At 41.2% G+C, this 23,460-nt stretch carries 21 protein-coding genes; 17 read left to right on the top strand and 4 right to left on the bottom strand.

Going from position 1 to position 23,460, the window contains the following annotated elements:
* Positions 1-4 precede the first annotated feature (4 nt).
* Positions 5-412 (top strand): c-type cytochrome, encoded by a 408-nt coding sequence (locus BIZ36_RS05535; RefSeq protein WP_222937270.1) that lies wholly within the window; start codon positions 5-7, stop codon positions 410-412.
* Positions 413-415: 3 nt separating this feature from the next.
* Here the strand turns inward: BIZ36_RS05535 and murQ are convergent, their stop codons facing one another.
* Together murQ and BIZ36_RS05525 are read right to left on the bottom strand one after the other, a co-directional pair.
* A complete protein-coding gene (murQ, locus tag BIZ36_RS05530) occupies positions 416-1,225 on the bottom strand; it encodes an N-acetylmuramic acid 6-phosphate etherase (protein ID WP_187456874.1) in 810 nt (269 codons plus the stop codon).
* A gap of 6 nt (positions 1,226-1,231) precedes the next feature.
* A complete protein-coding gene (locus BIZ36_RS05525; RefSeq protein ID WP_187456873.1) occupies positions 1,232-1,981 on the bottom strand; it encodes a DeoR/GlpR family DNA-binding transcription regulator in 750 nt (249 codons plus the stop codon).
* 194 nt (positions 1,982-2,175) lie between these two features.
* Here BIZ36_RS05525 and nagB point away from each other — a divergent pair, with 194 nt between their 5' ends.
* The 8 genes from nagB to acs are packed head-to-tail and all read left to right on the top strand — an operon-like array spanning position 2,176 to position 13,598.
* Complete coding sequence (nagB, locus tag BIZ36_RS05520; protein ID WP_187456872.1) at positions 2,176-4,107, top strand: glucosamine-6-phosphate deaminase; 1,932 nt, start codon at positions 2,176-2,178, stop codon at positions 4,105-4,107.
* Positions 4,108-4,161: 54 nt separating this feature from the next.
* Entirely contained in the window at positions 4,162-5,667 is a 1,506-nt protein-coding gene (locus tag BIZ36_RS05515) for a glycoside hydrolase family 10-like protein (RefSeq protein WP_187456871.1), read from the top strand.
* Between the two features lie 10 nt (positions 5,668-5,677).
* Complete coding sequence (locus tag BIZ36_RS05510) at positions 5,678-6,952, top strand: MFS transporter (RefSeq protein WP_187456870.1); 1,275 nt, start codon at positions 5,678-5,680, stop codon at positions 6,950-6,952.
* A gap of 25 nt (positions 6,953-6,977) precedes the next feature.
* The gene (locus tag BIZ36_RS05505; protein ID WP_286174608.1) at positions 6,978-8,501 is read left to right on the top strand and encodes a glycoside hydrolase family 3 protein; all 1,524 of its coding nucleotides are present in this window, start codon (positions 6,978-6,980) and stop codon (positions 8,499-8,501) included.
* Position 8,502: 1 nt separating this feature from the next.
* Positions 8,503-9,582, top strand: coding sequence for an anhydro-N-acetylmuramic acid kinase (locus BIZ36_RS05500; RefSeq protein WP_222937269.1), 1,080 nt, complete (start codon positions 8,503-8,505; stop codon positions 9,580-9,582).
* Positions 9,583-9,634: 52 nt separating this feature from the next.
* The gene (locus BIZ36_RS05495) at positions 9,635-9,895 is read left to right on the top strand and encodes a DUF4212 domain-containing protein (RefSeq protein ID WP_187456868.1); all 261 of its coding nucleotides are present in this window, start codon (positions 9,635-9,637) and stop codon (positions 9,893-9,895) included.
* Between the two features lie 47 nt (positions 9,896-9,942).
* Positions 9,943-11,655: a sodium:solute symporter family protein gene (locus BIZ36_RS05490; RefSeq protein WP_187456867.1), complete on the top strand. Its 1,713-nt coding sequence runs from the start codon at positions 9,943-9,945 to the stop codon at positions 11,653-11,655.
* A gap of 35 nt (positions 11,656-11,690) precedes the next feature.
* On the top strand, positions 11,691-13,598 hold the full coding sequence (gene acs / locus BIZ36_RS05485; protein ID WP_187456866.1) for an acetate--CoA ligase: 1,908 nt from the start codon (positions 11,691-11,693) through the stop codon (positions 13,596-13,598).
* A gap of 56 nt (positions 13,599-13,654) precedes the next feature.
* Here acs and BIZ36_RS05480 read toward each other — a convergent pair whose 3' ends face one another.
* Positions 13,655-14,872: a multidrug effflux MFS transporter gene (locus BIZ36_RS05480; protein ID WP_187456865.1), complete on the bottom strand. Its 1,218-nt coding sequence runs from the start codon at positions 14,870-14,872 to the stop codon at positions 13,655-13,657.
* Between the two features lie 109 nt (positions 14,873-14,981).
* Between BIZ36_RS05480 and udk the strand changes: the two genes are divergently transcribed.
* The 8 genes from udk (at position 14,982) to BIZ36_RS05440 (ending at position 22,175) form a co-directional block, all read left to right on the top strand.
* Positions 14,982-15,590: a uridine kinase gene (gene udk, locus BIZ36_RS05475; protein WP_187456864.1), complete on the top strand. Its 609-nt coding sequence runs from the start codon at positions 14,982-14,984 to the stop codon at positions 15,588-15,590.
* Positions 15,591-15,595: 5 nt separating this feature from the next.
* A complete protein-coding gene (locus BIZ36_RS05470) occupies positions 15,596-15,928 on the top strand; it encodes an FtsB family cell division protein (RefSeq protein ID WP_187456863.1) in 333 nt (110 codons plus the stop codon).
* 154 nt (positions 15,929-16,082) lie between these two features.
* Positions 16,083-16,856: a ParA family protein gene (locus BIZ36_RS05465; RefSeq protein ID WP_187456862.1), complete on the top strand. Its 774-nt coding sequence runs from the start codon at positions 16,083-16,085 to the stop codon at positions 16,854-16,856.
* Positions 16,856-17,755 (top strand): ParB/RepB/Spo0J family partition protein, encoded by a 900-nt coding sequence (locus tag BIZ36_RS05460; protein ID WP_187456861.1) that lies wholly within the window; start codon positions 16,856-16,858, stop codon positions 17,753-17,755. Before BIZ36_RS05465 ends, BIZ36_RS05460 begins: the two co-directional genes overlap by 1 nt.
* On the top strand, positions 17,748-18,389 hold the full coding sequence (locus BIZ36_RS05455; protein WP_222937268.1) for a DUF5683 domain-containing protein: 642 nt from the start codon (positions 17,748-17,750) through the stop codon (positions 18,387-18,389). The genes BIZ36_RS05460 and BIZ36_RS05455 overlap by 8 nt, the downstream gene beginning before the upstream one ends.
* A 109-nt stretch (positions 18,390-18,498) precedes the next feature.
* Positions 18,499-19,200 (top strand): 4-hydroxy-tetrahydrodipicolinate reductase, encoded by a 702-nt coding sequence (gene dapB / locus BIZ36_RS05450; protein ID WP_187456860.1) that lies wholly within the window; start codon positions 18,499-18,501, stop codon positions 19,198-19,200.
* Positions 19,201-19,265: 65 nt separating this feature from the next.
* A complete protein-coding gene (lepB, locus tag BIZ36_RS05445; RefSeq protein WP_187456859.1) occupies positions 19,266-20,966 on the top strand; it encodes a signal peptidase I in 1,701 nt (566 codons plus the stop codon).
* An 18-nt stretch (positions 20,967-20,984) separates the two neighbouring features.
* Positions 20,985-22,175, top strand: a complete 1,191-nt coding sequence (locus tag BIZ36_RS05440; protein ID WP_187456858.1) for a molybdopterin molybdotransferase MoeA — start codon at positions 20,985-20,987, stop codon at positions 22,173-22,175.
* A 3-nt stretch (positions 22,176-22,178) separates the two neighbouring features.
* Here BIZ36_RS05440 and BIZ36_RS05435 read toward each other — a convergent pair whose 3' ends face one another.
* Positions 22,179-23,459: an amidohydrolase family protein gene (locus tag BIZ36_RS05435; protein WP_222937267.1), complete on the bottom strand. Its 1,281-nt coding sequence runs from the start codon at positions 23,457-23,459 to the stop codon at positions 22,179-22,181.
* Position 23,460 lies beyond the last annotated feature (1 nt).

Below are 23,460 nucleotides of genomic sequence, written 5' to 3'. Positions count from 1 at the left end.
AATAATGGTTAGAAGAGTATTCCCCTTGATTTTTCTTTTCTTCTGTATAGGCACAGTTTCAATATTTTCGCAAGAAGCTGATTTAGAAGAAAGTATGCTTAGAGGAGAGATGATTTATATGGATTTTTGCGTTACCTGTCATCTTGAGGATGGAAAAGGCGTTACCAATACTTTCCCTCCCTTGGCACAGTCCGATTATCTTAAAAATAATAGAGAGGCAAGCATTAGAGGGATTAAGTATGGACAGCAGGGAGAAATGGTTGTCAACGGCGTTACCTATAACAACGTGATGGCCCCCATGGGATTGGACGATGCGGAAATTGCGGATGTCATGAATTATATTTTGAATTCATGGGGCAATTGGTCAAACCATTTTGTCACTACGGATGAAGTTGCGGGAGTAGAAAAGTAAAATTTATGCTCCTGCGTCAATAGCCGCTTTTACAGAACCGTGCTTTTTAAGTAATACTTCTGCTTGTTCATAAGGTATTTGAAGACCTTCGGCCACATACCTTGCTCCTCTGTCCACAAGTTTGTTATTACTTAATTGCATGTTGACCATTTTATTGCCTTTTACCCTACCGATACGGATCATCAAGGCAGTTGAAATCATATTGAGGGCAAGTTTTTGCGAAGTGCCACTTTTCATTCTCGTACTCCCAGTTACAAACTCCGGTCCAACATTCATCTCAATAGGAATATCGGCAGAAGTGGCCAATGGCGAACCTGGGTTATTGGTGATTCCCGCGGTCAAAAGACCATTCTTTTTAGCTTCGGCTATTCCACCAAGAACATAAGGGGTTGTACCGGAAGCCGCAATTCCCACGACCACATCCAACTCGTTTACATTATGCACCATTAAGTCTTTCCAAGCTTGGTCCGTATCGTCCTCTGCGTTTTCCACAGATTTCCTAATGGCTTTATCACCTCCAGCTATGATACCAATGACCCTAGTATGCGGCAAACCATAGGTTGGCGGTATTTCAGAAGCATCCAAAACACCCAATCTGCCACTGGTTCCCGCACCAATATAAAACAACCTACCCCCTTTTTCAAAGCGTTCGGCAAGGCCATCAACTAATTGGGTAATGTGGGGAATTGCCTCTGCTACAGCTGTGGCCACTTTTTGATCTTCCTCATTCATTTTGGTAAGGATGGACAAGGTATCCAATTGCTCCAAATGATCATGATTGGAAGGAGATTCGGTAATTTTGGTATAAGTCATGGCTATTTATAAAATATGTATATCGTGGTTTCTAAATGAGTTCAATAACGCATCCGTGGGATTCAACTCGGTAATCATCGTATTGATGGCGTTTATATCACAAGTTTTATAACGGTGTTGCGAATTCAGTTTTTCCGAAATGGATAAAAGTACCGTTTTTTTAGAGCTTTTTATCACTGCTTTTTTTACCTGTACAATGTCCCAATCAAATTCTGTGAGTCCGTAAAAGGAATCTACATAACCTGTGCCAATAAAACTAAAATCAACCCGGATTTCGGACAGGTTATGAATAGCGTTGGCCCCAATGGTGGTCTGTGATTCACTGGATACCTGTCCCCCAACAATGATGACGTTTACATTGGGCTTGCTAAGTAGTTCCGATGCTACCGGCAAGCTATGGGTGAAACAGGTGATTTCGAGGTTATGGGGTATAAGCCTTGCGAGCTCGGAGCAGGTGGTACCACCATCAATAAAAATTACCGAGCCCGGTTTTATTAAACTCAAAGCCTTTTGCGCAATAATATTTTTTTCCTCAAGCTTATAGACGTTCTGGTTCCGTGTACTATTGACCGTAAATCCCAAGGAAATAGCACCGCCATGTACTTTTCGCAGTTTATTTTCAGAATCCAACTCTTTTACATCCCTTCTAACGGTGTCAATTGAGACGTCAAGCGCTTCGGCAATATCCGTAAGCAGGATCCGGTTATGAAGTTCAACCTCGTTGAGTATGGTCTGTTGCCGCTCTTCCTTTAACATAGCGTCATGGAATTCTTAATTTTTCGGGGACAAATATAGGTAATTATATTGAATGCCGTTTTTTTCTACCTTAAAGTTAACAAATCATTAAAAATGCAAAAAACAGCATTTTAAAAAGCAAAAAACAGCAAAATGTAAATTTTCATGCCTATATTTGCATGGATTTAAACCTCTACCAAAAGAACTATCTTAAAATGAAAACAATTCTCGAAAAAAACGGATCTTCAATTGAATACAGGCCTGTAGGTCAATTTGAAGAGACTCGATTTGAAAAAATTCACAATGTTATTTTTTCGGACTCCAACAGAGCTTCGATAAAGGTTGCCGAGGAGATTGCTGCTCTCATCAGAAAAAAGCAAAAGGAAAACAAAAACTGTGTTTTAGGACTTGCTACAGGTTCTTCTCCTATTAGAGTTTATGAGGAGTTGGTTCGCATGCACAAAGAAGAAGGGTTGACATTCTCCAATGTTATCACTTTTAACTTGGACGAGTACCTTCCCATGGAAAAAGACAATCGCCAGAGCTACTGGTACTTTATGCACGAACATCTATTCAATCATATAGACATACCAGAGGAAAACATTCACATTCCGGAGGGTACCATTCAAGGTGATGACGTTATCGACTATTGTTTGGCATACGAAAAAGCAATAAAGAAGGCCGGTGGCCTTGATTTTCAACTATTGGGAATTGGCCGTACCGGACACGTTGGATTTAACGAACCTGGTTCTCACTATAATTCCGGGACTAGGGTGATTACACTTGACCATATCACCAGAGTAGATGCCGCCCCTGCTTTTTTAGGTATAGACAACGTGCCTAGAAAAGCTATTACAATGGGTATAGCCACCGTACGTAGCGCCAAAAGAATCGTTTTATTGGGATGGGGCGAAAACAAGGCCGATATCATCAAGAAGACGGTAGAAGGCGAAATATCTTCTCAAGTTCCCGCTACCTATTTACAGGAGCATAAAAACTGTACGTTTGTGTTGGATACGGGAGCCGGCAGCCAATTGACCAGAAACAAGACTCCTTGGCTTGTAGATGAGTCCTTGGATTGGACAGAAAGCCTTACATCCAAGGCCATTGTTTGGCTATGTGAACAGACCAATAAGTCAATTCTTAGCCTAACGGACAAAGATTATAATGATAACGGTATGTCCGGATTATTGGCAACCCAAGATTCTTACGACTTGAATATAAACATGTTCAATAGGTTACAACGCACCATTACGGGATGGCCTGGTGGAAAGCCAAATGCAGATGATACCAACAGACCGGAAAGAGCGGAACCTGCAAAGAAAAGGGTGATACTATTTAGCCCACACCCAGATGATGATGTCATTTCTATGGGAGGAACCTTTGATAGGTTAATAGAGCAAGGTCATGAGGTTCATGTGGTCTACCAGACTTCTGGAAATATTGCCGTTTCCGATGCCGATGCCCTACGTTACGCCGGTATAGCCAAAAGAATTAATTATTCTGATGAAGCCCAAAAATTGATAGACGATATTAAGGCTAAAAAAGAGAGTAGTTTTGACACCCTTGAAGTAAGAAAACTAAAAGGTAATATTAGAAGAGGAGAGTCTTATGCGGCAACCCGTTACTTGGGTCTTCCAGATGAAAACGTACATTTCTTGGACCTTCCTTTTTATGAAACGGGAACTATTAAGAAGAATAATCTTTCTGATGCCGATATCGAAATAATGATGAATATCATCAAAGAGGTAGAACCACATCAAATATACGCCGCGGGTGACTTAGCTGACCCTCACGGAACCCATAAGGTTTGTTTGGATGCGGTATTTGAAGCCATGCGAAGATTAAAACCGGAACCTTTTATGAAAGATTGTTGGTTATGGTTATACCGTGGTGCTTGGCACGAATGGGATATTCATGAGATCGAAATGGCCGTTCCTATGAGTCCGGACCAAGTATTGAAAAAGCGTTATGCCATTTTCTGCCACCAATCCCAAAAGGACGGGGTAATGTTTCAAGGGGATGATGCTAGGGAGTTTTGGATGAGAGCCGAAGAAAGAAACAAGTATACTGCACAAAAATATAGGGCTTTAGGGCTTTCTGATTATGCTGCAATCGAAGCCTTTGTTCGCTATGAAGTAAACTAAACAACCACCTATATCAAAAGAGGCCTATTGTTTAAAATAGGCCTCTTTATTTTTATGATTTCAAGACTACTTACATATTTTTTTCTAGCAGGCTTAATTACCTCCTGCTCCGTATACAAAAAAGGTCCCCAGCCCAAGCGAGAATTTAGAGGGTTTTGGGTGGCTACCGTTGTCAATATCGATTGGCCAAAAAATCCAAATGATGAAATCGCCAAAAAAAAGAGTGATTATTTAGACCTTTTGGATTACTATGAAGAATTAAAATTTAATGCGGCCATTGTTCAAGTTAGAACTGCCGGGGACGCATTTTATAAATCGGACTTTGCCCCGTGGTCGCGCTACCTAACAGGCGAGGAAGGAAAGGCTCCCAAAGATAGCTCCGAGGATATCCTAACTTGGATGGTTCAAGAAACCCATAAACGTGGAATGGAGTTTCACGCATGGCTCAATCCGTATAGGGCCACCTTTAATCTAGATACTGTAAGCCTTGCTGCTGACCATGATTTTTATCAACATCCTGACTGGATGATCAAATATGGTAAAAAATATTATTACAACCCCGGTCTGCCAGAAGTTCAAGAACACATGGCCTCCATCATTACCGAATTGGTCAACAACTACAATATTGACGGCATTCACTACGATGATTATTTTTATCCCTACACTATTAAAGACGAAATTTTCAATGACTCCCTCGCCTATCAACAATACCAACACCCCGGTCAGGATTTAGATGATTGGCGCCGAGGCAATATGGATTCGCTAATTAAAAAAAGCTTCCAAGCCACTAAAAAGAACAAGCCTTGGGTACAGTTTGGCGTGAGTCCATTCGGGGTATGGAAAAACAAAAGTACGGACCCCAAAGGTTCCGATACCCAAGCTGGACAAACCACATATGAAAATCTTTACGCCGATCCCCTGTTGTGGATGGAAAAAGGCTGGTTAGATTACGTAGTGCCGCAGCTATATTGGAGTATGGAACACAATGTTGCCTCTCATAAAAAGTTAGTGGATTGGTGGAGTGAAAATAGCAAGAACACCCAACTTTATATTGGAAACGGGCCTTACAAAATTGAAAATAACAGTGATGAGGCTTGGAACAGCAAAAAAGAACTACCAAATCAAATACTGTATGCCCGTAAAACCAAAAATGTAGATGGTAACGTCTTTTTTAGCGCAAAAAGCCTTCAGGAAAAAAAGAAAAAGCACCAACGCTTCTTAAAGAGAAACTTCTATGCTCAAGATGCCTTAATACCAATCGCCAGTACGGGTGCAAGCACGAATGATTATCCGGAATATATTTCAAAAGCAACGGTGGGCGATAGAATCAGGTTTTATTTTAAAGACCTCAGCATTGCAAAGCAATGGGTGGTTTACAAATCAGAAAAAAGCCAAGAGGAAACCATCCTCCCTAAAAATATTATAACGAAGCCCTTTATTACCAATCCCGAATATATTGAGATTCCAATTGCTGATTTAAAGGGTAGAAAGAAGATTAGCTATACTTTTTTAGATAAGTATGGAAAGGAAAGTGAACCTAAAACCCTACTTTTAAACTAAAGCATTTTACATGATCAAAAAAGACAAATGGGCTTGGGGCTGGGTTCCTCCGTTATATTTCGCGGAAGGACTTCCCAATGTTATTATTGCATCGGTTTCCGTAATCATGTACAAGCAGTTGGGCATCAACAATACAGATATTACCCTTTACACCGGTCTTTTATACCTGCCTTGGGTGCTAAAACCTATTTGGAGCCCTGTGGTGGACCTAAAAAGTACCAAGAGAAATTGGTTTTTGGTTATGCAACTACTTATTGCCGTCATGTTTTTGGCCGTTGGGTTCACAGTTCCTACTCAAATGTTTTTTGTAACCACCCTGGCCTGTTTTTGGGTAGCGGCCTTTGCTTCCGCTACGAACGATATTGCCTCCGATGGCTATTACATGATAGGGCTTTCCGAAAAAAAACAGTCCTTTTTCGTGGGAATCAGAAGTACCTTCTATCGGTTGGCCATGGTTACCGGTAGCGGACTCATCGTTGTTTTGGCCGGCTATTTGGAAGAAATGTATGGGGACAATACCAAGGCATGGAGCTATACCATGATCATCACCGGTCTGTTGATGCTATTATTAACGGTCATCAACTTTTTTACCACCCCAAAATTCGAATCATCATTAGAAATAGAAACAGAAAAACCCAAAGCCTTTTTGGAAGTTTTCACCTCCTTTTTTAAAAAACCGAACATCGCCGTGGCTTTAGCCTTCATTTTGACTTATAGGTTAGGCGAATCTCAACTGGCAAAGGTGGCACAGCTTTTTATGTTGGACGACCTTTCAGAAGGTGGTTTGGCCATTTCCACAGAAAACGTAGGTATTATTTATGGGGTCGTGGGTCTGATTACCCTTTCGGCAGGAGGTATTTTAGGTGGAATTCTCATTTCAAGGGATGGTCTCAAAAAATGGATGCTCCCTATGATGCTCTCCTTAAACGTTCCCAATGTTCTTTATGCCATCATGGCGATTACCCAAACAAAAAGTCTTGCTTTTGTAGTTGCTACCGTGGCTTTTGAACAATTTGGCTACGGTTTTGGATTTGCGGCATTTTTGATGTACCTCATCTACATAGCCGAAGGAGCCTCAAAGACATCTCATTATGCCATTGCTACCGGATTTATGGCGCTGGGTGCCATGCTACCAGGCATGATCAGTGGCGCCGTTCAAAACTGGTTGGGTTATGACGGTTTTTTCATTTGGGTGGTCATTTCTGCCCTACCCGCCTTTTTACTATTAAAATATTTACAATATCCCCCAGATTTCGGGAAAAAATCATCTACTTCCAATGACTGATGTAGCTATCATAAATTTCAAAAATTTGACGCTAAGAGAAAAAGTAGGCCAGCTTTTTATGCCCGCTGCCTTTATCAACGATTCCGAAGAAGAAATTCAAGCTTTGGAAAAATTGATTACCGAAGGTAATGTTGGAGGTATCTGTTTTTTTCACAGCAGGGCCAGTGCCGCTACCAATTTTGAAGGAAAGAAAAAAATAGTTAAAAACGAGCAGAGTTTCAATACCCTGAAAAATCTCATCCAACGGTATCAAAAAGTTGCAAAAACACCCTTACTGATTGCCATTGACGCCGAATGGGGCCTGGCCATGCGAATAGAAAATACGCCACAATACCCTTATGCTATTACTTTGGGCGCCATTCAAGATGATGAACTTATATTTCAAGTAGGTAAAAACATTGCAAAAGACTGCAAAGCGGCCGGTATCCATTGGAACCTCTCCCCTGTTGCGGACATTAACAATAATCCCAACAATCCTGTCATTGGCTATCGTTCCTTTGGGGAGGACAGAAATTTGGTTGCCCAAAAAGCTTTGGCTTATGTAAAGGGAGCCCAAAGTGAAGGTGTTCCCGTAAGTATTAAACACTTCCCGGGGCATGGGGATACGGCCACGGATTCCCATTTAGGGCTACCACAAATTGATAAAAGCAAGGCTGAGTTGATTCAAAATGAACTTTATCCCTTTCAAAAATTAATTGATGAAGGTGCTGAAGCGGTTATGGTAGGACATCTTTCCGTTCCTGCTTTGGCAGGGAATAAAAACGTACCTAGTAGCATTTCAAAGGAAATTATTAAAGGTGTGCTTAGAAACGAAATGGGCTTTGAGGGCGTGGTTATTTCAGATGCCTTGAACATGCATGCCGTTTCTAAAAACTTTCCTGAAAAAGGAGAATTGGAATGGCTGGCTTTCGACGCCGGAAACGATATTCTCTGTTTTGCCGAAAACACCATGGAAGGCATTGAAAAAATCGTAAAAAATGCTTCCGAGGAACAAATTGAAGAGAGTTTTCAAAGGGTTTATAAATTGAAGGAAAAGTTTATTAACCATGCTGATAACAAAGCTTTCTTAACTGATGCCTCTCCCCTCAACACCGCTATTGCCAAAAAAAGTATCACTCTTTATCAGGGAAACGCTTCTGATATCGAGCAATTTAGAAAAGAAGGCTTTCAGATAGTTTGCAACAGCCCTGAAAAGGCAGCCTCTTTTTTAAACGGATTGTCTTTTAATAATTGTAGTAACGTAATTGAATTTAAAGCCTCCAAGGGTACAAACCATTTGCTGGCACTATTTCCGCCACAAATAAAACCCAGTAACAATTTTGGTTTTACGTTGGAGGAATTAGAGAAAATCAATGTCCTTTTAGCTTCAGAAAATACCGTTTTATATCTTTTTGGCAACCCCTATGTCCTGAACCATCTGCAAGTGGACAAGGCAAAAGCAGTGGTAATAGCCTACCAAGATTTTAAGGAGTTTCAAGAGGTAGCACAACAACATTTTTTAGGAAATCTCCAAGCGATTGGGAAACTTCCGGTAACTATTGAAAAATAAAATGATGAAAACTCACAAGATAATCGGTTTAATGTCCGGTACCTCTTTAGATGGTCTCGATTTAGCGTATTGCATCATTCAAGAAAAAGAAGACGCCTATAATTTTGAAATAGCGGAAACCAGAAGCATATCCTACTCCAAGGAAATGAAGGAAAAACTAAAAAATTCCATTTATCTGAAGGCCGATGAACTTCTAATTTTCCATAATGAATATGGTACTTGGCTGGGCGAACAAACCTTGCAATTTATTCAGGATAAGCAACTAGTAGTTGATGCCATTGCCAGTCATGGGCATACCACCCATCATCAACCTGAAAACGGACTGACTTTTCAAATTGGTTCGGGGCAACATTTGGCCAATGCCGCAGGGGTGAAAACGGTCTGTGACTTTCGTACCAATGATGTCGCGCTTAATGGCCAAGGAGCTCCGCTCGTACCTATTGGGGACCAATTGTTTTTTGGCGATTATGATTTCTGCCTCAATTTGGGAGGCATCAGCAATGTGTCCTTTGAAAAAAATGGAAAAAGAATTGCCTACGATATTGGCTTAGCCAACATGATTCTCAACCACATCACCCACAAGGAAGATTTGGAGTATGATAAAGGCGGTATGCTCGCTCGTAGCGGAGTGGTCAATCCTCGTATGTTACAGCAATTGAACGCTTTAGAATTTTACGGCCTACCCTATCCTAAATCCATCGGTTTTGAATGGTTTGTTGACAAAGTGGTTCCAATTGTAGACCAGACCAATGATAGCATGGCCAATTTGCTTTGTACCAGTGTCCACCATGTATGCGAGCAAGTAGCCATTCAAATAAAACAAAATTCAGTGTCCGCCAATCAAACCCTATTTGTTACGGGCGGTGGGGCGCTCAATGATTATTTGGTGGAAGTATTACAAGAAAAATTGGGCAATACGACCAAGGCGGTGGTTCCGGAAAAAAAACTCATCGAGTTTAAAGAAGCCCTTGTTTTTGCATTGATGGGCGCTCTACGATTAGAAAATAAGATAAACGTTCTTAGTTCCGTCACCGGGGCAAAAAGAGATTCTTCGAGCGGAGTGGTGTTTTCACCAAATTAAAACATTCGAAATCGTTATATTAGTAGCTTACAACTTAAACGCTACTATCTCAATGTCCGACAAACAAAAAAAGGCCAGTGCCTACTGGCGCGAGAACGTTAGATATTTATTCATTCTTCTGGCTATATGGTTCGCGGTTTCCTATGCTGCGGGTATTCTCTTTAAAGACGCCCTCAACCAGATTAAAATGGGAGGCTTTGAATTAGGGTTTTGGTTCGCCCAACAGGGTTCCATTTATGTTTTTGTTGTACTTATTTTCGTCTACGTGCGCCTGATGAACTCTTTGGACAAAAAATACGGCTACAACGAATAACCACACCAACCACCTTTTTTTTAAAAGGGTAACCAAAAACTTAAACTATGGATGTTCAAACCTGGACGTACCTTCTCGTAGGTATTACATTTACACTATACATTGGCATTGCCATTTGGTCAAGAGCCGGTTCCACAAATGACTTTTATGTGGCAGGTGGAGGCGTTTCTCCCCTTGCGAATGGGATGGCCACCGCTGCTGACTGGATGTCCGCGGCATCTTTTATTTCCATGGCCGGAATCATCTCCTTTGCCGGTTATGACGGCTCTGTATACCTTATGGGGTGGACAGGTGGTTATGTTTTATTGGCTTTGCTTTTAGCCCCCTACCTACGTAAGTTTGGGAAGTTCACTGTTCCTGATTTTATTGGGGACCGGTATTACTCCAAAACTGCACGTATTGTTGCGGTTATCTGTGCCCTTATAGTGTCCTTTACCTATGTTGCAGGACAAATGCGTGGTGTAGGCGTCGTTTTTTCACGATTTTTAGAAGTGGATATCAATACCGGAGTGATCATAGGTATGGTCATCGTACTTTTTTATGCCGTTTTAGGCGGAATGAAGGGCATCACCTATACCCAAGTGGCGCAGTATTGTGTATTGATTTTTGCCTTTATGGTTCCTGCCATCTTTATCTCTATTCAAATGACCGGAAATCCTATTCCCCAATTGGGTATGGGATCACGATTAAATGATGGCTCGGGCATGTATTTATTGGACAAGTTAAACGGACTCTCGACCGAACTAGGTTTTGCCGAATATACCGATGGCAAAAAATCTACCATCGATGTTTTTATGATTACGTTGGCTTTAATGGTTGGTACCGCAGGCTTACCACATGTGATTGTTCGGTTTTTTACCGTTAAGAAGGTCAAAGATGCCCGAAAATCGGCCGGTTTGGCTCTTTTACTAATTGCCATTTTATATACCACCGCGCCTGCGGTCTCTGTTTTTGCCAGAACCAATATGATCAATACGGTGAGCAATAAGGAGTATGCCTCCATGCCCCAATGGTTTAAAAATTGGGAAACAACAGGTTTGCTAGCGTTTGATGACAAAAATGGGGATGGTAAAATCCAATATGTGGCAGATGCTACCATAAATGAGTTGACCGTAGACCGTGATATCATGGTATTGGCCAATCCGGAGATAGCGGATCTGCCCCCTTGGGTTATAGCTTTGGTGGCTGCTGGAGGATTGGCGGCTGCTCTATCTACCGCTGCAGGCTTACTTTTAGTGATTTCCGCATCGGTATCCCATGATTTGATAAAAAAAGTATTTGTCCCCACTATTTCCGAAAAAGGAGAACTTTGGGCCGCAAGAGGCGCCGCAACGGTAGCTGTGGTAATTGCCGGTTATTTTGGCATCAATCCACCCGGATTTGTAGCCGCAGTTGTCGCCTTGGCTTTTGGTCTGGCCGCAGCCTCTTTTTTTCCGGCCATTGTTCTGGGTATATTTTATAAAAGAATGAACAAGGAAGGGGCTATTGCGGGAATGGTCATCGGTATCTCACTGATGATTTTTTACATGCTTAAATTCAAGTTTGGAATTTTCGACGGAGGTAAAGAAGCCGTTGCAAACCTTGAAAAAGACTGGTGGTTCGGAATTTCTCCGGAGGGCTTTGGAAGCGTTGCTATGCTGGTGAATTTTATAGTTTCCATCGTCATCATGAAATTTACTCCCCCACCACCGGAAGATGTACAAGAAATAGTTGAAGATATAAGAATACCAAGTGGTGCTGGAGAGGCGGCATCACATTAATTTTTTATTTAATTTTAGAGAAATAGAGCACACGAATGAGTAATTACCACATCAAACACCTAGAAGAGTATTTTCAAGTTTACCGAAAGTCCGTTAGAAATCCAGAGGCTTTTTGGGAAGAAATTGCCGAAGAGCATTTTGTATGGAGAAAAAAATGGGACAATGTTCTTAGTTGGGATTTTTCTAAACCGGAAATAAAGTGGTTTGAAGGCGCAAAACTAAATATCACCGAGAACTGTATCGATCGGCACTTACCAACCCGAGGCGATAAGACGGCTATTTTATTTGAGCCTAATGACCCAAATGAAGAAGCACAGCACATCACTTACCGTGATCTACACGAAAGAGTCTGTAGAATGGCCAATGTGCTTTTGGACCAAGGCGTAAAAAAAGGAGATAGGGTCTGTATCTACCTTCCCATGATTCCTGAACTCGCGGTGGCCGTGTTGGCCTGTGCGCGTATTGGAGCTATACATTCTGTAGTTTTTGCAGGATTCTCCTCTAGTGCGTTGGCCGCAAGAATCAATGATAGTGACTGTAAAATTGTACTTACTTCTGATGGTTCGTACCGCGGATCTAAAACTATTGATTTAAAAGGCATTGTAGATAAAGCATTGGATAATTGCCCTGGCGTAGAAAGTGTATTGGTCGCTAAAAGAATCAACACAGATATTCCTATGAAAGAAGGACGCGACCATTGGTTGCAACCTCTTTTAGATGAAGCTTACGCCGATTGTGTCGCTGAAATTATGGACGCCGAAGACCCGCTCTTTATTCTTTACACTTCCGGGTCTACCGGAAAACCTAAAGGAATGGTACATACCACTGGCGGCTATATGGTTTATTCGGCCTATACATTTAAAAATGTTTTTCAATACCGTGAGGAAGATGTATACTGGTGCACGGCCGATATTGGTTGGATTACAGGACACTCGTATATTGTTTACGGACCCTTGGCCAACGGTGCCACAACCGTCATGTTTGAAGGTGTGCCCTCCTACCCTGATTTTGGAAGATTTTGGGAAGTTGTAGAAAAACACAAGGTCACCCAGTTTTACACCGCACCAACGGCAATCAGGGCTTTGGCAAAAGAAAATCTAGAGTTTATTGATAAATACGACCTATCTTCATTAAAAGTGTTAGGCTCCGTTGGGGAACCCATTAACGAGGAAGCCTGGCACTGGTACAATACCAATGTTGGAAAGAAAAACAGTCCTATCGTAGATACTTGGTGGCAAACCGAAACAGGAGGTATTATGATTACACCTATCCCCTATGTGACACCAACGACCCCTACCTACGCGACCTTGCCCTTTATTGGTATTCAACCAGCTTTAATGGACGAAGAAGGGAAAGAACTAAAAGGTAAACAGGTTTCCGGTAGGCTTTGCATCAAATATCCATGGCCATCGATAGCCAGAACAATCTGGGGAGACCACGATCGCTACCGAGATACGTATTTTTCCGCTTATAAAGACATGTATTTTTCAGGGGATGGCGCCTTTAGGGATGCTGTTGGATATTATCGAATAACAGGCCGTGTAGACGATGTGGTCATCGTTTCAGGTCATAACTTGGGTACTGCTCCTATAGAAGATTCCATTAACGAACATCCGGCCGTGGCGGAAAGTGCCATTGTTGGTTTCCCCCATGATATCAAAGGAAATGCTCTTTATGGTTATGTTATTCTCAAGGAAGTTGGGGAAAGCAGAAACAGGGAAAATCTGGCAAAGGAAATCAATCAGCAAATCACGGAACATATTGGTCCTATTGCCAAACTGGATAAAATTCAATTTGTATCTGGATTGCCAAAAACCCGAAGTGGTAAAATTATGAGACGTATTTTACGTAAAATCGCTTCTAAGGACACTTCTAACCTAGGCGATACCTCAACCCTTCTTAATCCGGAAGTGGTAGAAGAAATTATTAACGGAGCGCTTTAAATTAACGTGACCAACAAATTAAAAGGTTCTTGTCTTTAAGGCGAGAACCTTTTTTATTATCCCCTAGAGAATCTCGCAGCGACTTTCTTTTTGGTAACCGCCAACATGATAGCCAAGGATATAAGTCCGCAAATGGCCAAACCTAAAAACATAGGCCAAACACTATCTATTACATATTGACTGATAAAACTGGCGATGGGCACTGCAATCACTGTGGAAACAAAGCCATTGATAGCTGCTCCTATTCCTGCAATATGACCTATGGGTTCCATAGCGATGGACCTAAAATTTCCCCAAAGAAAACCTAGGCAGAAAAATTGCAGCGAAAGAAAGGATACCAAAACAAATACCGATGGGTTAGGTTGGTTCCAAAAAAGAAAAACGTACAACACCGCTATGGCACAAAAGGCGGTCAAGGCCATAAGCGCCAACCGTCGCATTCCAAAACGCATGACCAAAGTTCCGTTTAAAAGGGTGGACAGACCAATGGAAACCGCCAGCCCGGCAAAAATATAGGGAAAGGACTCCACCAGACCATACTGTTCTTCAAATACCTGTTGCGAGCCGCTTAGGTAGACCAAAAAAGCCCCGGTAATAAATCCGGAAGTAAAGGTAAAAGCTACGGTTTCCCGATGTTTGATAAATTCCAAGGTGCCGTTTTTAAAGACTTTTAAAGAAAACGGAATTTTATAAATTGGTTTTAGGGTTTCCGGTTGTCGCTTCCAAAACCAAATACATATAATCACGGCAAAGAACAGCTGCACATAAAATATGGCCTGCCAGTTAAAAGCATCCATAATCCACATTCCTGTAGCGGGTGCAATTACAGGAACCAATATAAAAAAGGCGGTCACAAAAGACATAATTCGGGCCATATAATCCCCTTTGTAGGTGTCTCTTATAATGCTAATTGCGATACTTCTGGGTGCCGAAAGACCTACTCCCTGAATCATTCTACCAACAATCATGACGGTCAAATTGGGTGCTAACAGACAAACAGCACTGCCCAAGGCAAAAAGTATAAAACCTGCATAAACAATGGGTTTTCTGCCGTAACTATCCGAAAGCGGACCAAAAAAGAGTTGACCAATGCCCAATCCCAAAAAAATCATGGTAATGAGCATCTGGTTTTCTGTGGCATCAAAACTGTTGATAGTTTCACCTACCTGAGACAAAGCTGGTAAAAGAGCATCTAAGGCCAACGCCACAATGGACATTAATGATGCCATTAACGCAATGAACTCAAAATTAGGCTTTACATTCTTATTTTGCATGGTACAAAATTAGGCATATAAGTACGAAGCATGGGTATGCCAACAACGTTTTACAGAATTGTGCCCAATTGCACTTCAAATATGTATTTTTGTCAAAAAATTACTTGGAATGCTGATTATAGGGATTGCTGGAGGAACCGGTTGTGGAAAAACCACAGTGGTCAATCAAATTATAGATGAACTACCAGAAGGGGAGGTGGGCGTTATTTCACAAGATTCTTACTATAACGACTTGTCACACTTACCTTTGGAAGAACGAAGAAAGACCAATTTTGACCATCCTCATTCCATAGATTTTGAACTACTGGAAAAACATCTGGTAAAACTTAAAAATGGGCATTCCGTAAAACAACCTGTGTATTCGTTTCTAGAATGCAATCGTACGGACAAAACCGTACCGGTTCACCCAACTAAGGTTTTGATTGTGGAGGGAATCTTGATTTTGACTAATTCCCGATTACGTAAAATGATGGACATCAAGATTTTTGTTCATGCTGATTCTGACGAACGTCTCATTAGACGATTAAAACGCGATGTAAATGAACGCGGCTGGAATTTGGATGAAACCCTAGAAAAATACCAAACCAGTATCAAGCCAATGCATATTCAATTTATTGAACCCAGTAAAGAATACGCGGACATCATCATACCCAACAACAAATACAATACCGTAGCCATAGACATTGTTAAAACCATCATCAATGACAAATTAACCTAGTTTAAATGGGCATTAAAGAACTAAGACAAAAGAAATGGTTTAGCCTGCTTACCAATATATACATCTTGGTGGCAACGGTTTTTGTTATATGGATGCTTTTTTTTGATACCAATTCCTTATTAATTCACCTAGAACTCAAAAAAGAAATCAACAAGCTTGAAAAGCAACAGGAATTCCTGAAGCAAGAAATTGCAAAGGACAAGCAAATACTGGAAAAACTATCGGATCCTGATGAATTGGAAAAATTTGCTAGGGAAAAATACTATCTCAAGAAAAAAAACGAGGAAATTTACCTAATTGAGTATGAAGATAGTTTACACGTAAAAAACGAAGAGTAAGGTTTTAATAAACTACTCGTCTGCACTTCATCGAATATCTTTTCTACTTAACCAACTTTAACGCAAAATACCTTGGTTATTCACCTTGTGTTAACAAAATGGTTTCAATCACATTGTAAATAATCGTATTTTTACCCTCTAACAATCACGAATAATGGGCAAGATAATTGCTATTGCAAACCAGAAAGGTGGAGTAGGCAAAACCACTACTACCGTTAACCTAGCGGCCTCCCTTGGAGTATTGGAAAAAAAGGTTCTACTTATTGATGCAGACCCACAGGCCAATGCAACCTCGGGCTTAGGAATTGATGTGGAAGAGGTTGAATTGGGAACATACCAGCTCTTGGAATTGACCCAAAAAGCAGAGGAAACCATCATAAAAACAGATTCCCCTAATCTAGACTTGATACCGGCACATATAGATTTGGTGGCCATTGAAATTGAGCTCGTTGACAAGGACGACAGGGAATATATGATGAAAAAGGCTATTTCCGAACTTCGTGATTCCTATGACTATATACTAATAGATTGCGCACCTTCTTTAGGCTTATTGACCTTAAATGCTCTAACAGCGGCAGATTCCGTCATTATTCCTATTCAATGTGAATATTTTGCTTTGGAAGGTTTGGGCAAATTATTGAATACGATCAAGAGCGTACAGAAAGTTCACAACCCCAATTTAGATATTGAAGGTATGTTGTTGACCATGTACGACCAACGTTTACGGTTGTCCAACCAAGTAGTCGAAGAAGTTCGTAAACATTTTGCGGATATGGTTTTTGACACTATTATTCAAAGAAATGTACGTTTAAGCGAAGCCCCAAGTTATGGGGAGAGCATTATAAAGTATGATGCCAGTAGTAAGGGAGCTACCAATTATCTCAACTTGGCCAATGAAGTGGTCAAGAAAAATAAAGAAATAGCTTAATGGCGAGAGCAACAAAGAAACAAGCATTGGGCCGCGGACTTTCGGCTTTATTGAAGGACCCGGACAACGATATTAAATCTGCATCGGACAAAAATGCCGATAAGGTAGTGGGAAACATTGTAGAATTGGATGTTGAAGCCATTGAGGTCAATCCATTTCAACCACGTTCCAACTTCAATGACGAGGCGTTACAGGAATTGGCCATCTCCATTAGGGAACTGGGCGTTATCCAACCTATTACCGTAAGAAAACTGGATTTTAACAAATACCAGTTGGTTTCCGGTGAGCGAAGGTACCGAGCCTCTAAATTGATCGGACTCGAGACCATTCCTGCATACATTCGTATAGCCAACGACCAAGAATCCTTGGAAATGGCCTTGGTCGAGAATATTCAGCGCCAAGATTTAGACCCCATTGAAATTGCCTTGTCCTACCAACGTCTTATGGATGAAATTGAACTTACCCAAGAAAAATTGAGTGAGCGTGTAGGTAAAAAAAGGTCCACCATTACCAATTATTTAAGACTTTTACGCTTAGACCCTATTATACAGACCGGTATGAGAGACGGTTTTTTAAGTATGGGCCATGGCAGGGCGTTGGTTAATATTGAAAAGAAATCCGACCAGATTGCTCTCTACGAAAAAATTGTTGGTGAGAACCTAAGCGTACGCGAAACAGAAAAAAGAGTAAAGGAATACCATTCAGCTCCAGAAGATACCAAAGGCAAAAAGACAAAACGCATCCCGGACTTTGTTAAAAAAGGAGCAGATACGTTTACGGACCGTTTATCCGTAAAAGTTGCCGTTTCTGCAACGGATAAAGGCAAAGGCAAAATAACCATACCATTTCACTCCGAAGAAGAATTCAAAAGAATCAAAAAATTGATACTTGGTGAATAAATCCTTAATGATATGGTTCTTATGGGCATTGGTTGTTTGCAGCACATTTGCCCAAGAACAAGATACCCCTACAAAAGAAATAGACTCTCTTCAAACCTCTATGAAAGAAGAGGGTATCGTGGTTGTAGATACTGTAAAAACTAAAAAGAACAGGTCCATTAACCCATTGGCGCCCAGCAAAGCTGCATTTTACTCCGCTGTTTTGCCCGGACTCGGTCAGGTTTACAACAAACGTTACTGGAAAGTTCCTTTGGTCTACGGAGCCATTGGTGCAGCCGTTTATGGATATACATGGAACGATAGTAGGTATGACCGTTTTCGAACCGCTTTTAAAAGAAGACAAGCCGGTTTTGCAGACGATGAGTTTTATGATTTAAATGGTGATGGCTCCGGTCCGGATTTGGAAACGGACGACCTTCAAAGCCAGCAAGAAAGATATCAAAGAGATCGGGATTTACTCCTATTGGTCTCTGTTGCATTATATGCCCTCAATATTGTTGATGCCAACGTAGACGCACATTTAAAGCAATTCAATGTAGATGATGACCTTAGTTTTGATATGCAACCTTACATTGACCTAGACCCCGTAGCCAATGTACCACACTACGGTATGACGATGACTATTAAATTTTAGGGAGGGGGGAATGGCGTCCACTTTGCACAAAAACATACAATTAGCCTATAAAATGGGTTTCAAATCTTATTTTTGGGCCATTCAATAAAATTATAATACTACATCAAAGGTGAATATAGCACTCTTCGGATACGGAAAAATGGGAAAAATGATAGAGCAAATCGCTCTAGATAGAGGCCATAAAATAGTTGCAAAAATTGAGGTAGACACGAAAGAGATCGATTTTTCTCAAATGGATGTTGCTATCGATTTTAGCATGCCAAGTGCCGCTTACGGTAATATCACCAAATGCTTTGAACATAAGGTTCCCGTAATTTCCGGTACTACTGGTTGGCTTGATAAATTTGAGGAAGCCAAGAAAATATGCAACGATAATGACAGCGCCTTTATTTACGCTTCCAACTTCAGTTTGGGGGTAAATATATTCTTTGAGCTCAATCAATATTTGGCAAAAATGATGAAGTCCTTAGATCAATATAAGGTTTCCATGGAAGAAATTCATCATACCCAAAAATTGGATGAACCCAGTGGTACAGCCATTACCTTGGCGGAGGGTATCATAAACAATAGTGATTACAAAGGATGGAAATTGGAAAATGCCGCGGAAAATGAAATTCCAATTACCGCCAAAAGAATAGGAATGACTCCCGGTACGCATTCTATTGATTACACTAGCAAGGTAGATTCCATTGAAATAAAACATACGGCCCACAATAGGGAAGGTTTTGCATTGGGTGCCGTTATCGCAGCGGAATGGATCAAGGGAAAAAAAGGCATTTTCACCATGAAAGATGTGTTAAACCTAGGTTAAGCTGTTATTGATTATCCGAAGAAAGAACTTATTTGCGTTAAACCAATCGATATAATACTCTCAAAATGAACGCTACACAGTGGTTACTATTTATTCTCATCGTTCAGGTTATCCATTTTTTAGGCACTTGGAAATTGTATGTAAAAGCCGGTAGAAAGGCATGGGAAGCGGCAGTTCCCGTATACAACGCCATCGTTCTGATGAAAATTATCAATAGGCCCACTTGGTGGACGGTCTTATTGTTCATACCCATTATCAACCTTTTAATGTTTCCCATCATATGGATTGAGACCATTAGAAGTTTTGGCAGAAACAGTACAGCTGAAACGTGGATTGTGATACTAACCATTGGTTTCTATATCTACTATGTAAATTATGCCCTAGATATAAAATATATTGAAAACCGAAGTTTGCACCCTACCACTGCCACGGGGGAATGGGTAAGCTCCATTGCTTTTGCAGTTATAGCAGCTACCTTAGTGCATACTTATTTTATTCAACCCTACGTTATACCCACCCCCTCTTTGGAGCGTACGTTACGCGTGGGAGACCTCTTGTTCGTAAGTAAGTTCCATTATGGGGCGCGAACACCAATGACCACTGTGGCCGCACCTATGGTTCATGATACATTACCTATTGTTAGAACCAAATCATACCTTAAAAAGCCTCAACTACCTTATTTTAGGCTCCCTGGATTTACAAAGGTCGATAGAAACGATATTGTGGTCTTTAGTTGGCCAGCAGATACCGTAAGGCAGTTTTTCAAAAAAGAGGCCGGGGTCATAAAACCTATTGACAAGAAGTCTAATTATGTTAAGCGCTGTGTTGGTATACCTGGTGATTCCCTTGAAATCATTGATGGTTACGTTTATATAGACGGTAAACAGTTGCAATTACCGGATCGTGCCAAGCCCCAGTATGATTACACGGTTTATGCCAACAAAGGGGTTTCTTCCAAAGTACTGCAGGAAATTGGGGTTATGGATTTTCAACGAAAATACTTGACCGGAGCTATCAATCAAACCCAATTTGATGCCATAAGAAAGTACCTTATTGGTTCTGACCGCACAACGGATGGTAAAATCGCACTTTATACGAAAGCTGGTGGTATTCCCGTCAATGTCATTAGAAGCCAAGGCTTGGCCATGACCGAAGAAACACCAAGGGAACGTATCGCAGCACTAACCGATGAAATGGTTGCCGAACTAAAAAAGAACAACTCTATTGATTCCGTGGTCAAGGAATTGGACGATAAAGGAGTGGCGGGCTATAACAATTTCCCTCAGAACCCAATGTATCCTTGGAATTATGATCAGATGGGTCCTATTTATATTCCAGAGGAAGGAGCAACGGTTAAACTCGATTTAAAATCGCTTCCGCTATACAAAAAAATCATTACCGAGTATGAAGGCAACACCTTGAGTGTTTCCGGCAATCAAATCAAGGTAAACGGACAAGTAACCGATTCTTACACTTTTCAGCAAGATTATTATTGGATGATGGGCGATAACCGTGATCATTCAGAAGATAGCCGTGCTTGGGGCTATGTTCCCGAAAATCACATTGTGGGTACACCTATTTTTATCTGGATGAGCGTTGATAATTTCAATGAGGGAATTTTTAATTGGAAGCCCCGTTGGGACCGAATTTTTACGACGGTTAATGGCGAAGGGGAACCCGTGTCCTACTTCAAATATTTTATCATTGCCTTGGTCGCTTACTTTGTAGGTAGCTGGCTTTGGAAGCGTAAAAAATCAAATGCCTAATCGCCATATTCACAAGCTATGATTTCTTTTGAGGAAGCGTTTGAAAAGATTCTGAGCCATACCATCAACTTAGGCACCGAAACCCTTCCCCTACTCTCTTCAACCCATAGAATTTTGGCCGAAGACATCATGGCTGATAGGGATTTTCCTCCCTTTAATCGTTCTACCAAAGATGGCATCGCCATTAACTACAGGGCAATTGAGAACGGAATTACCGAGTTTCCTATACAGGGAATTCTTAGTGCTGGCATGCCCCAACAGCGATTGGAGAATGGTCTTCATTGTTTGGAAATAATGACCGGTGCCGTGTTACCCCATGATGCCGACACAATTATCATGTACGAGGAGACCGAAATTTCAAAAGGCATCGCCAAGATTACCTCCATCCCCAAAAAAGGGCAGAATATACATTCAAGAGGAAGTGATATTGAAAATGGGGAGATTATCCTGAAAAAAGGGACGCAGATTACCGCAGCCGTAATTGGTGTTTTGGCGTCGGTCGGCAAGCATCAGGTATTGGTTCAAAAAGCTCCCAGAATCTGTGTCATCTCTACCGGAAACGAACTTGTGGAGGTACAAGATACCCCAGAACCACATCAAATTAGAAAATCGAACGTTATTTCGCTTTCTGCAGCCTTATCCAACCAAAGGATAGCACATGAATTGGTACATCTCCCCGATGTTAAAGAAGCCATAGAAAGCAAGCTAAAACAAGTTTTAGAGGATTTTGATGTGTTGATGTTAAGCGGTGGTGTTTCCAAAGGAAAATTTGATTACATCCCAGAAGTATTGGATAGTTTGGGTGTAGAAAAGATTTTTCACCGGGTAGCTCAAAGACCGGGGAAGCCATTTTGGTTTGGTCGCCATGAAAAATCAGGCAGCGTGGTATTTTCATTCCCAGGAAATCCCGTTTCCACATTTGCCAATTACCACGTCTATTTTCTATCTTGGTTAAAGGTTATGAATGGGGATATTTCTACCCATATAGAAGTGACTTTGCAAGAAGAAGTGAATCCGCACCCTACATTGACCCTATTTTTACAAGTACAAACCTTCTGGAACGGTTCTCAACTACATGCTACCTTATTAAAAGGCAATGGCTCGGGAGATTTGGTTAGCTTGGCCCAAGCCCACGGATTTATAAAAGTGCCTACAGGAGAAAAAGTCTTCGAAAAAGGACAAACTTTTACATTTTACCCTGCAAGTTAATAACTACTTGCCTTCGTACTTCTCCGAATACCGTTTCCAAAGCTCAGTTTGATGGGTTTCTAAAGAAATTTCCCGTCCATCAATAAAGGCGTGAATCAATCGGTTTCCCTTCATGTCCAATGCATCGCCTTCGGAGATAAACAAAGTAGCGCTTTTACCATTTTCAAGGGTACCATAGCTCTCATCAATACCCAAAATTTTGGCCGTGTTGCCGGTAATCAGCTGCAAAGCTTGCTCTTTACTCAAACCATGAACTACGGTTTGCCCCGCAAAAAAGGGCAAATTCCTTGTCTGAAAATTGGAAGTTTCCGAATTCTGTAGCCCCACAAGGAGCCCTGCTTCCACCAAAATTCCCGGTAACTTATATGGTAAATCATAATCCTCATCATCAGAATGGGGCAACATGTGCGTATGCCTCAACAATACAGGAACTTCGTTTAACTTTAAAAAATCAATGGTTTTGTAGGCCTCATATCCACCCACCAGTACAATATCCTTTACGCCATTTTCTTTTAAAACTTTTACTCCATCCAAAATCTCCTTTTCGCCACTGGCATTCAAATATAGTTTTTGGGCACCTTTAAAAATCCCTTGCAGGGACTCAAAAGCAGGATTAAGCTCATTGGAAGCAGCCTTTCCATAAGCAAGGGCGTTTTTCAGAAATTCTTTCACCTCAGCAATTTGCTCTGCGTAATTTTCGTTTGGCTTGCCACGATGGTAGCTAGAGGGCCAATTTAAGTGGATGCCGTCATCAGTTTTTACTGCGGCATCCTCCCAATTCCAAGCATCAAATTGTACGATGGAGGAGGTCCCGGAAATTCTACCCCCCTGGGGTGTAATTTGCCCAATAAGAATACCATTGGGCCTCATACTCTCCACCACTTTTGATTCGGCATTATAGGCAATCAAGCTTCTTATATGGGGAATCATTTCTCCAATCTCATCCTGGTCCCTGCTTGCCCTTACCGCATCGATTTCTACCAACCCCAAAGAGGTGCTTGGTGCAATAAAGCCGGGATAGACGTGTTTTCCATCGCCTTTGATTTTTCTTCCCCTACGAGCAATTTTAGTCATGGCACTTCCCACAAATGTCAGCTTGCCTTCTTGAAACATAATCAGTGAGTTTTCTATAACTTCCCCAGTACCCAAATGCGCGGTAGCACCTTCTATATAAATGGCCTCGTCCTGCTTATCACCCGGCGTTTGCTGACCTACCGAAAACTGAACTACCAGAAGCGCTACCCATATTTTTATTCCTAATTTCATGTCCTTTTGATTTTTCATT

This window comes from Cytophaga sp. FL35 (assembly GCF_014349235.1).
Lineage (GTDB): Bacteria > Bacteroidota > Bacteroidia > Flavobacteriales > Flavobacteriaceae > Euzebyella.
The sequence above is the reverse complement of the archived record's forward strand: the minus strand, read 5'-3'. Positions and strand labels throughout refer to the sequence as shown.

Coding starts and splice junctions, on each gene's coding strand:
- BIZ36_RS05435 (WP_222937267.1), bottom strand. CDS start 23,459: ATGAAAAATCAAAAGGACATGAAATTAGGAATAAAAATATGGGTAGCG.
- acs (WP_187456866.1), top strand. CDS start 11,691: ATGAGTAATTACCACATCAAACACCTAGAAGAGTATTTTCAAGTTTAC.
- nagB (WP_187456872.1), top strand. CDS start 2,176: ATGAAAACAATTCTCGAAAAAAACGGATCTTCAATTGAATACAGGCCT.
- BIZ36_RS05495 (WP_187456868.1), top strand. CDS start 9,635: ATGTCCGACAAACAAAAAAAGGCCAGTGCCTACTGGCGCGAGAACGTT.
- BIZ36_RS05490 (WP_187456867.1), top strand. CDS start 9,943: ATGGATGTTCAAACCTGGACGTACCTTCTCGTAGGTATTACATTTACA.
- BIZ36_RS05535 (WP_222937270.1), top strand. CDS start 5: ATGGTTAGAAGAGTATTCCCCTTGATTTTTCTTTTCTTCTGTATAGGC.
- BIZ36_RS05510 (WP_187456870.1), top strand. CDS start 5,678: ATGATCAAAAAAGACAAATGGGCTTGGGGCTGGGTTCCTCCGTTATAT.
- lepB (WP_187456859.1), top strand. CDS start 19,266: ATGAACGCTACACAGTGGTTACTATTTATTCTCATCGTTCAGGTTATC.
- BIZ36_RS05525 (WP_187456873.1), bottom strand. CDS start 1,981: ATGTTAAAGGAAGAGCGGCAACAGACCATACTCAACGAGGTTGAACTT.
- BIZ36_RS05465 (WP_187456862.1), top strand. CDS start 16,083: ATGGGCAAGATAATTGCTATTGCAAACCAGAAAGGTGGAGTAGGCAAA.
- BIZ36_RS05440 (WP_187456858.1), top strand. CDS start 20,985: ATGATTTCTTTTGAGGAAGCGTTTGAAAAGATTCTGAGCCATACCATC.
- BIZ36_RS05460 (WP_187456861.1), top strand. CDS start 16,856: ATGGCGAGAGCAACAAAGAAACAAGCATTGGGCCGCGGACTTTCGGCT.
- udk (WP_187456864.1), top strand. CDS start 14,982: ATGCTGATTATAGGGATTGCTGGAGGAACCGGTTGTGGAAAAACCACA.
- BIZ36_RS05480 (WP_187456865.1), bottom strand. CDS start 14,872: ATGCAAAATAAGAATGTAAAGCCTAATTTTGAGTTCATTGCGTTAATG.
- BIZ36_RS05470 (WP_187456863.1), top strand. CDS start 15,596: ATGGGCATTAAAGAACTAAGACAAAAGAAATGGTTTAGCCTGCTTACC.
- BIZ36_RS05500 (WP_222937269.1), top strand. CDS start 8,503: ATGATGAAAACTCACAAGATAATCGGTTTAATGTCCGGTACCTCTTTA.
- BIZ36_RS05515 (WP_187456871.1), top strand. CDS start 4,162: ATGATTTCAAGACTACTTACATATTTTTTTCTAGCAGGCTTAATTACC.
- murQ (WP_187456874.1), bottom strand. CDS start 1,225: ATGACTTATACCAAAATTACCGAATCTCCTTCCAATCATGATCATTTG.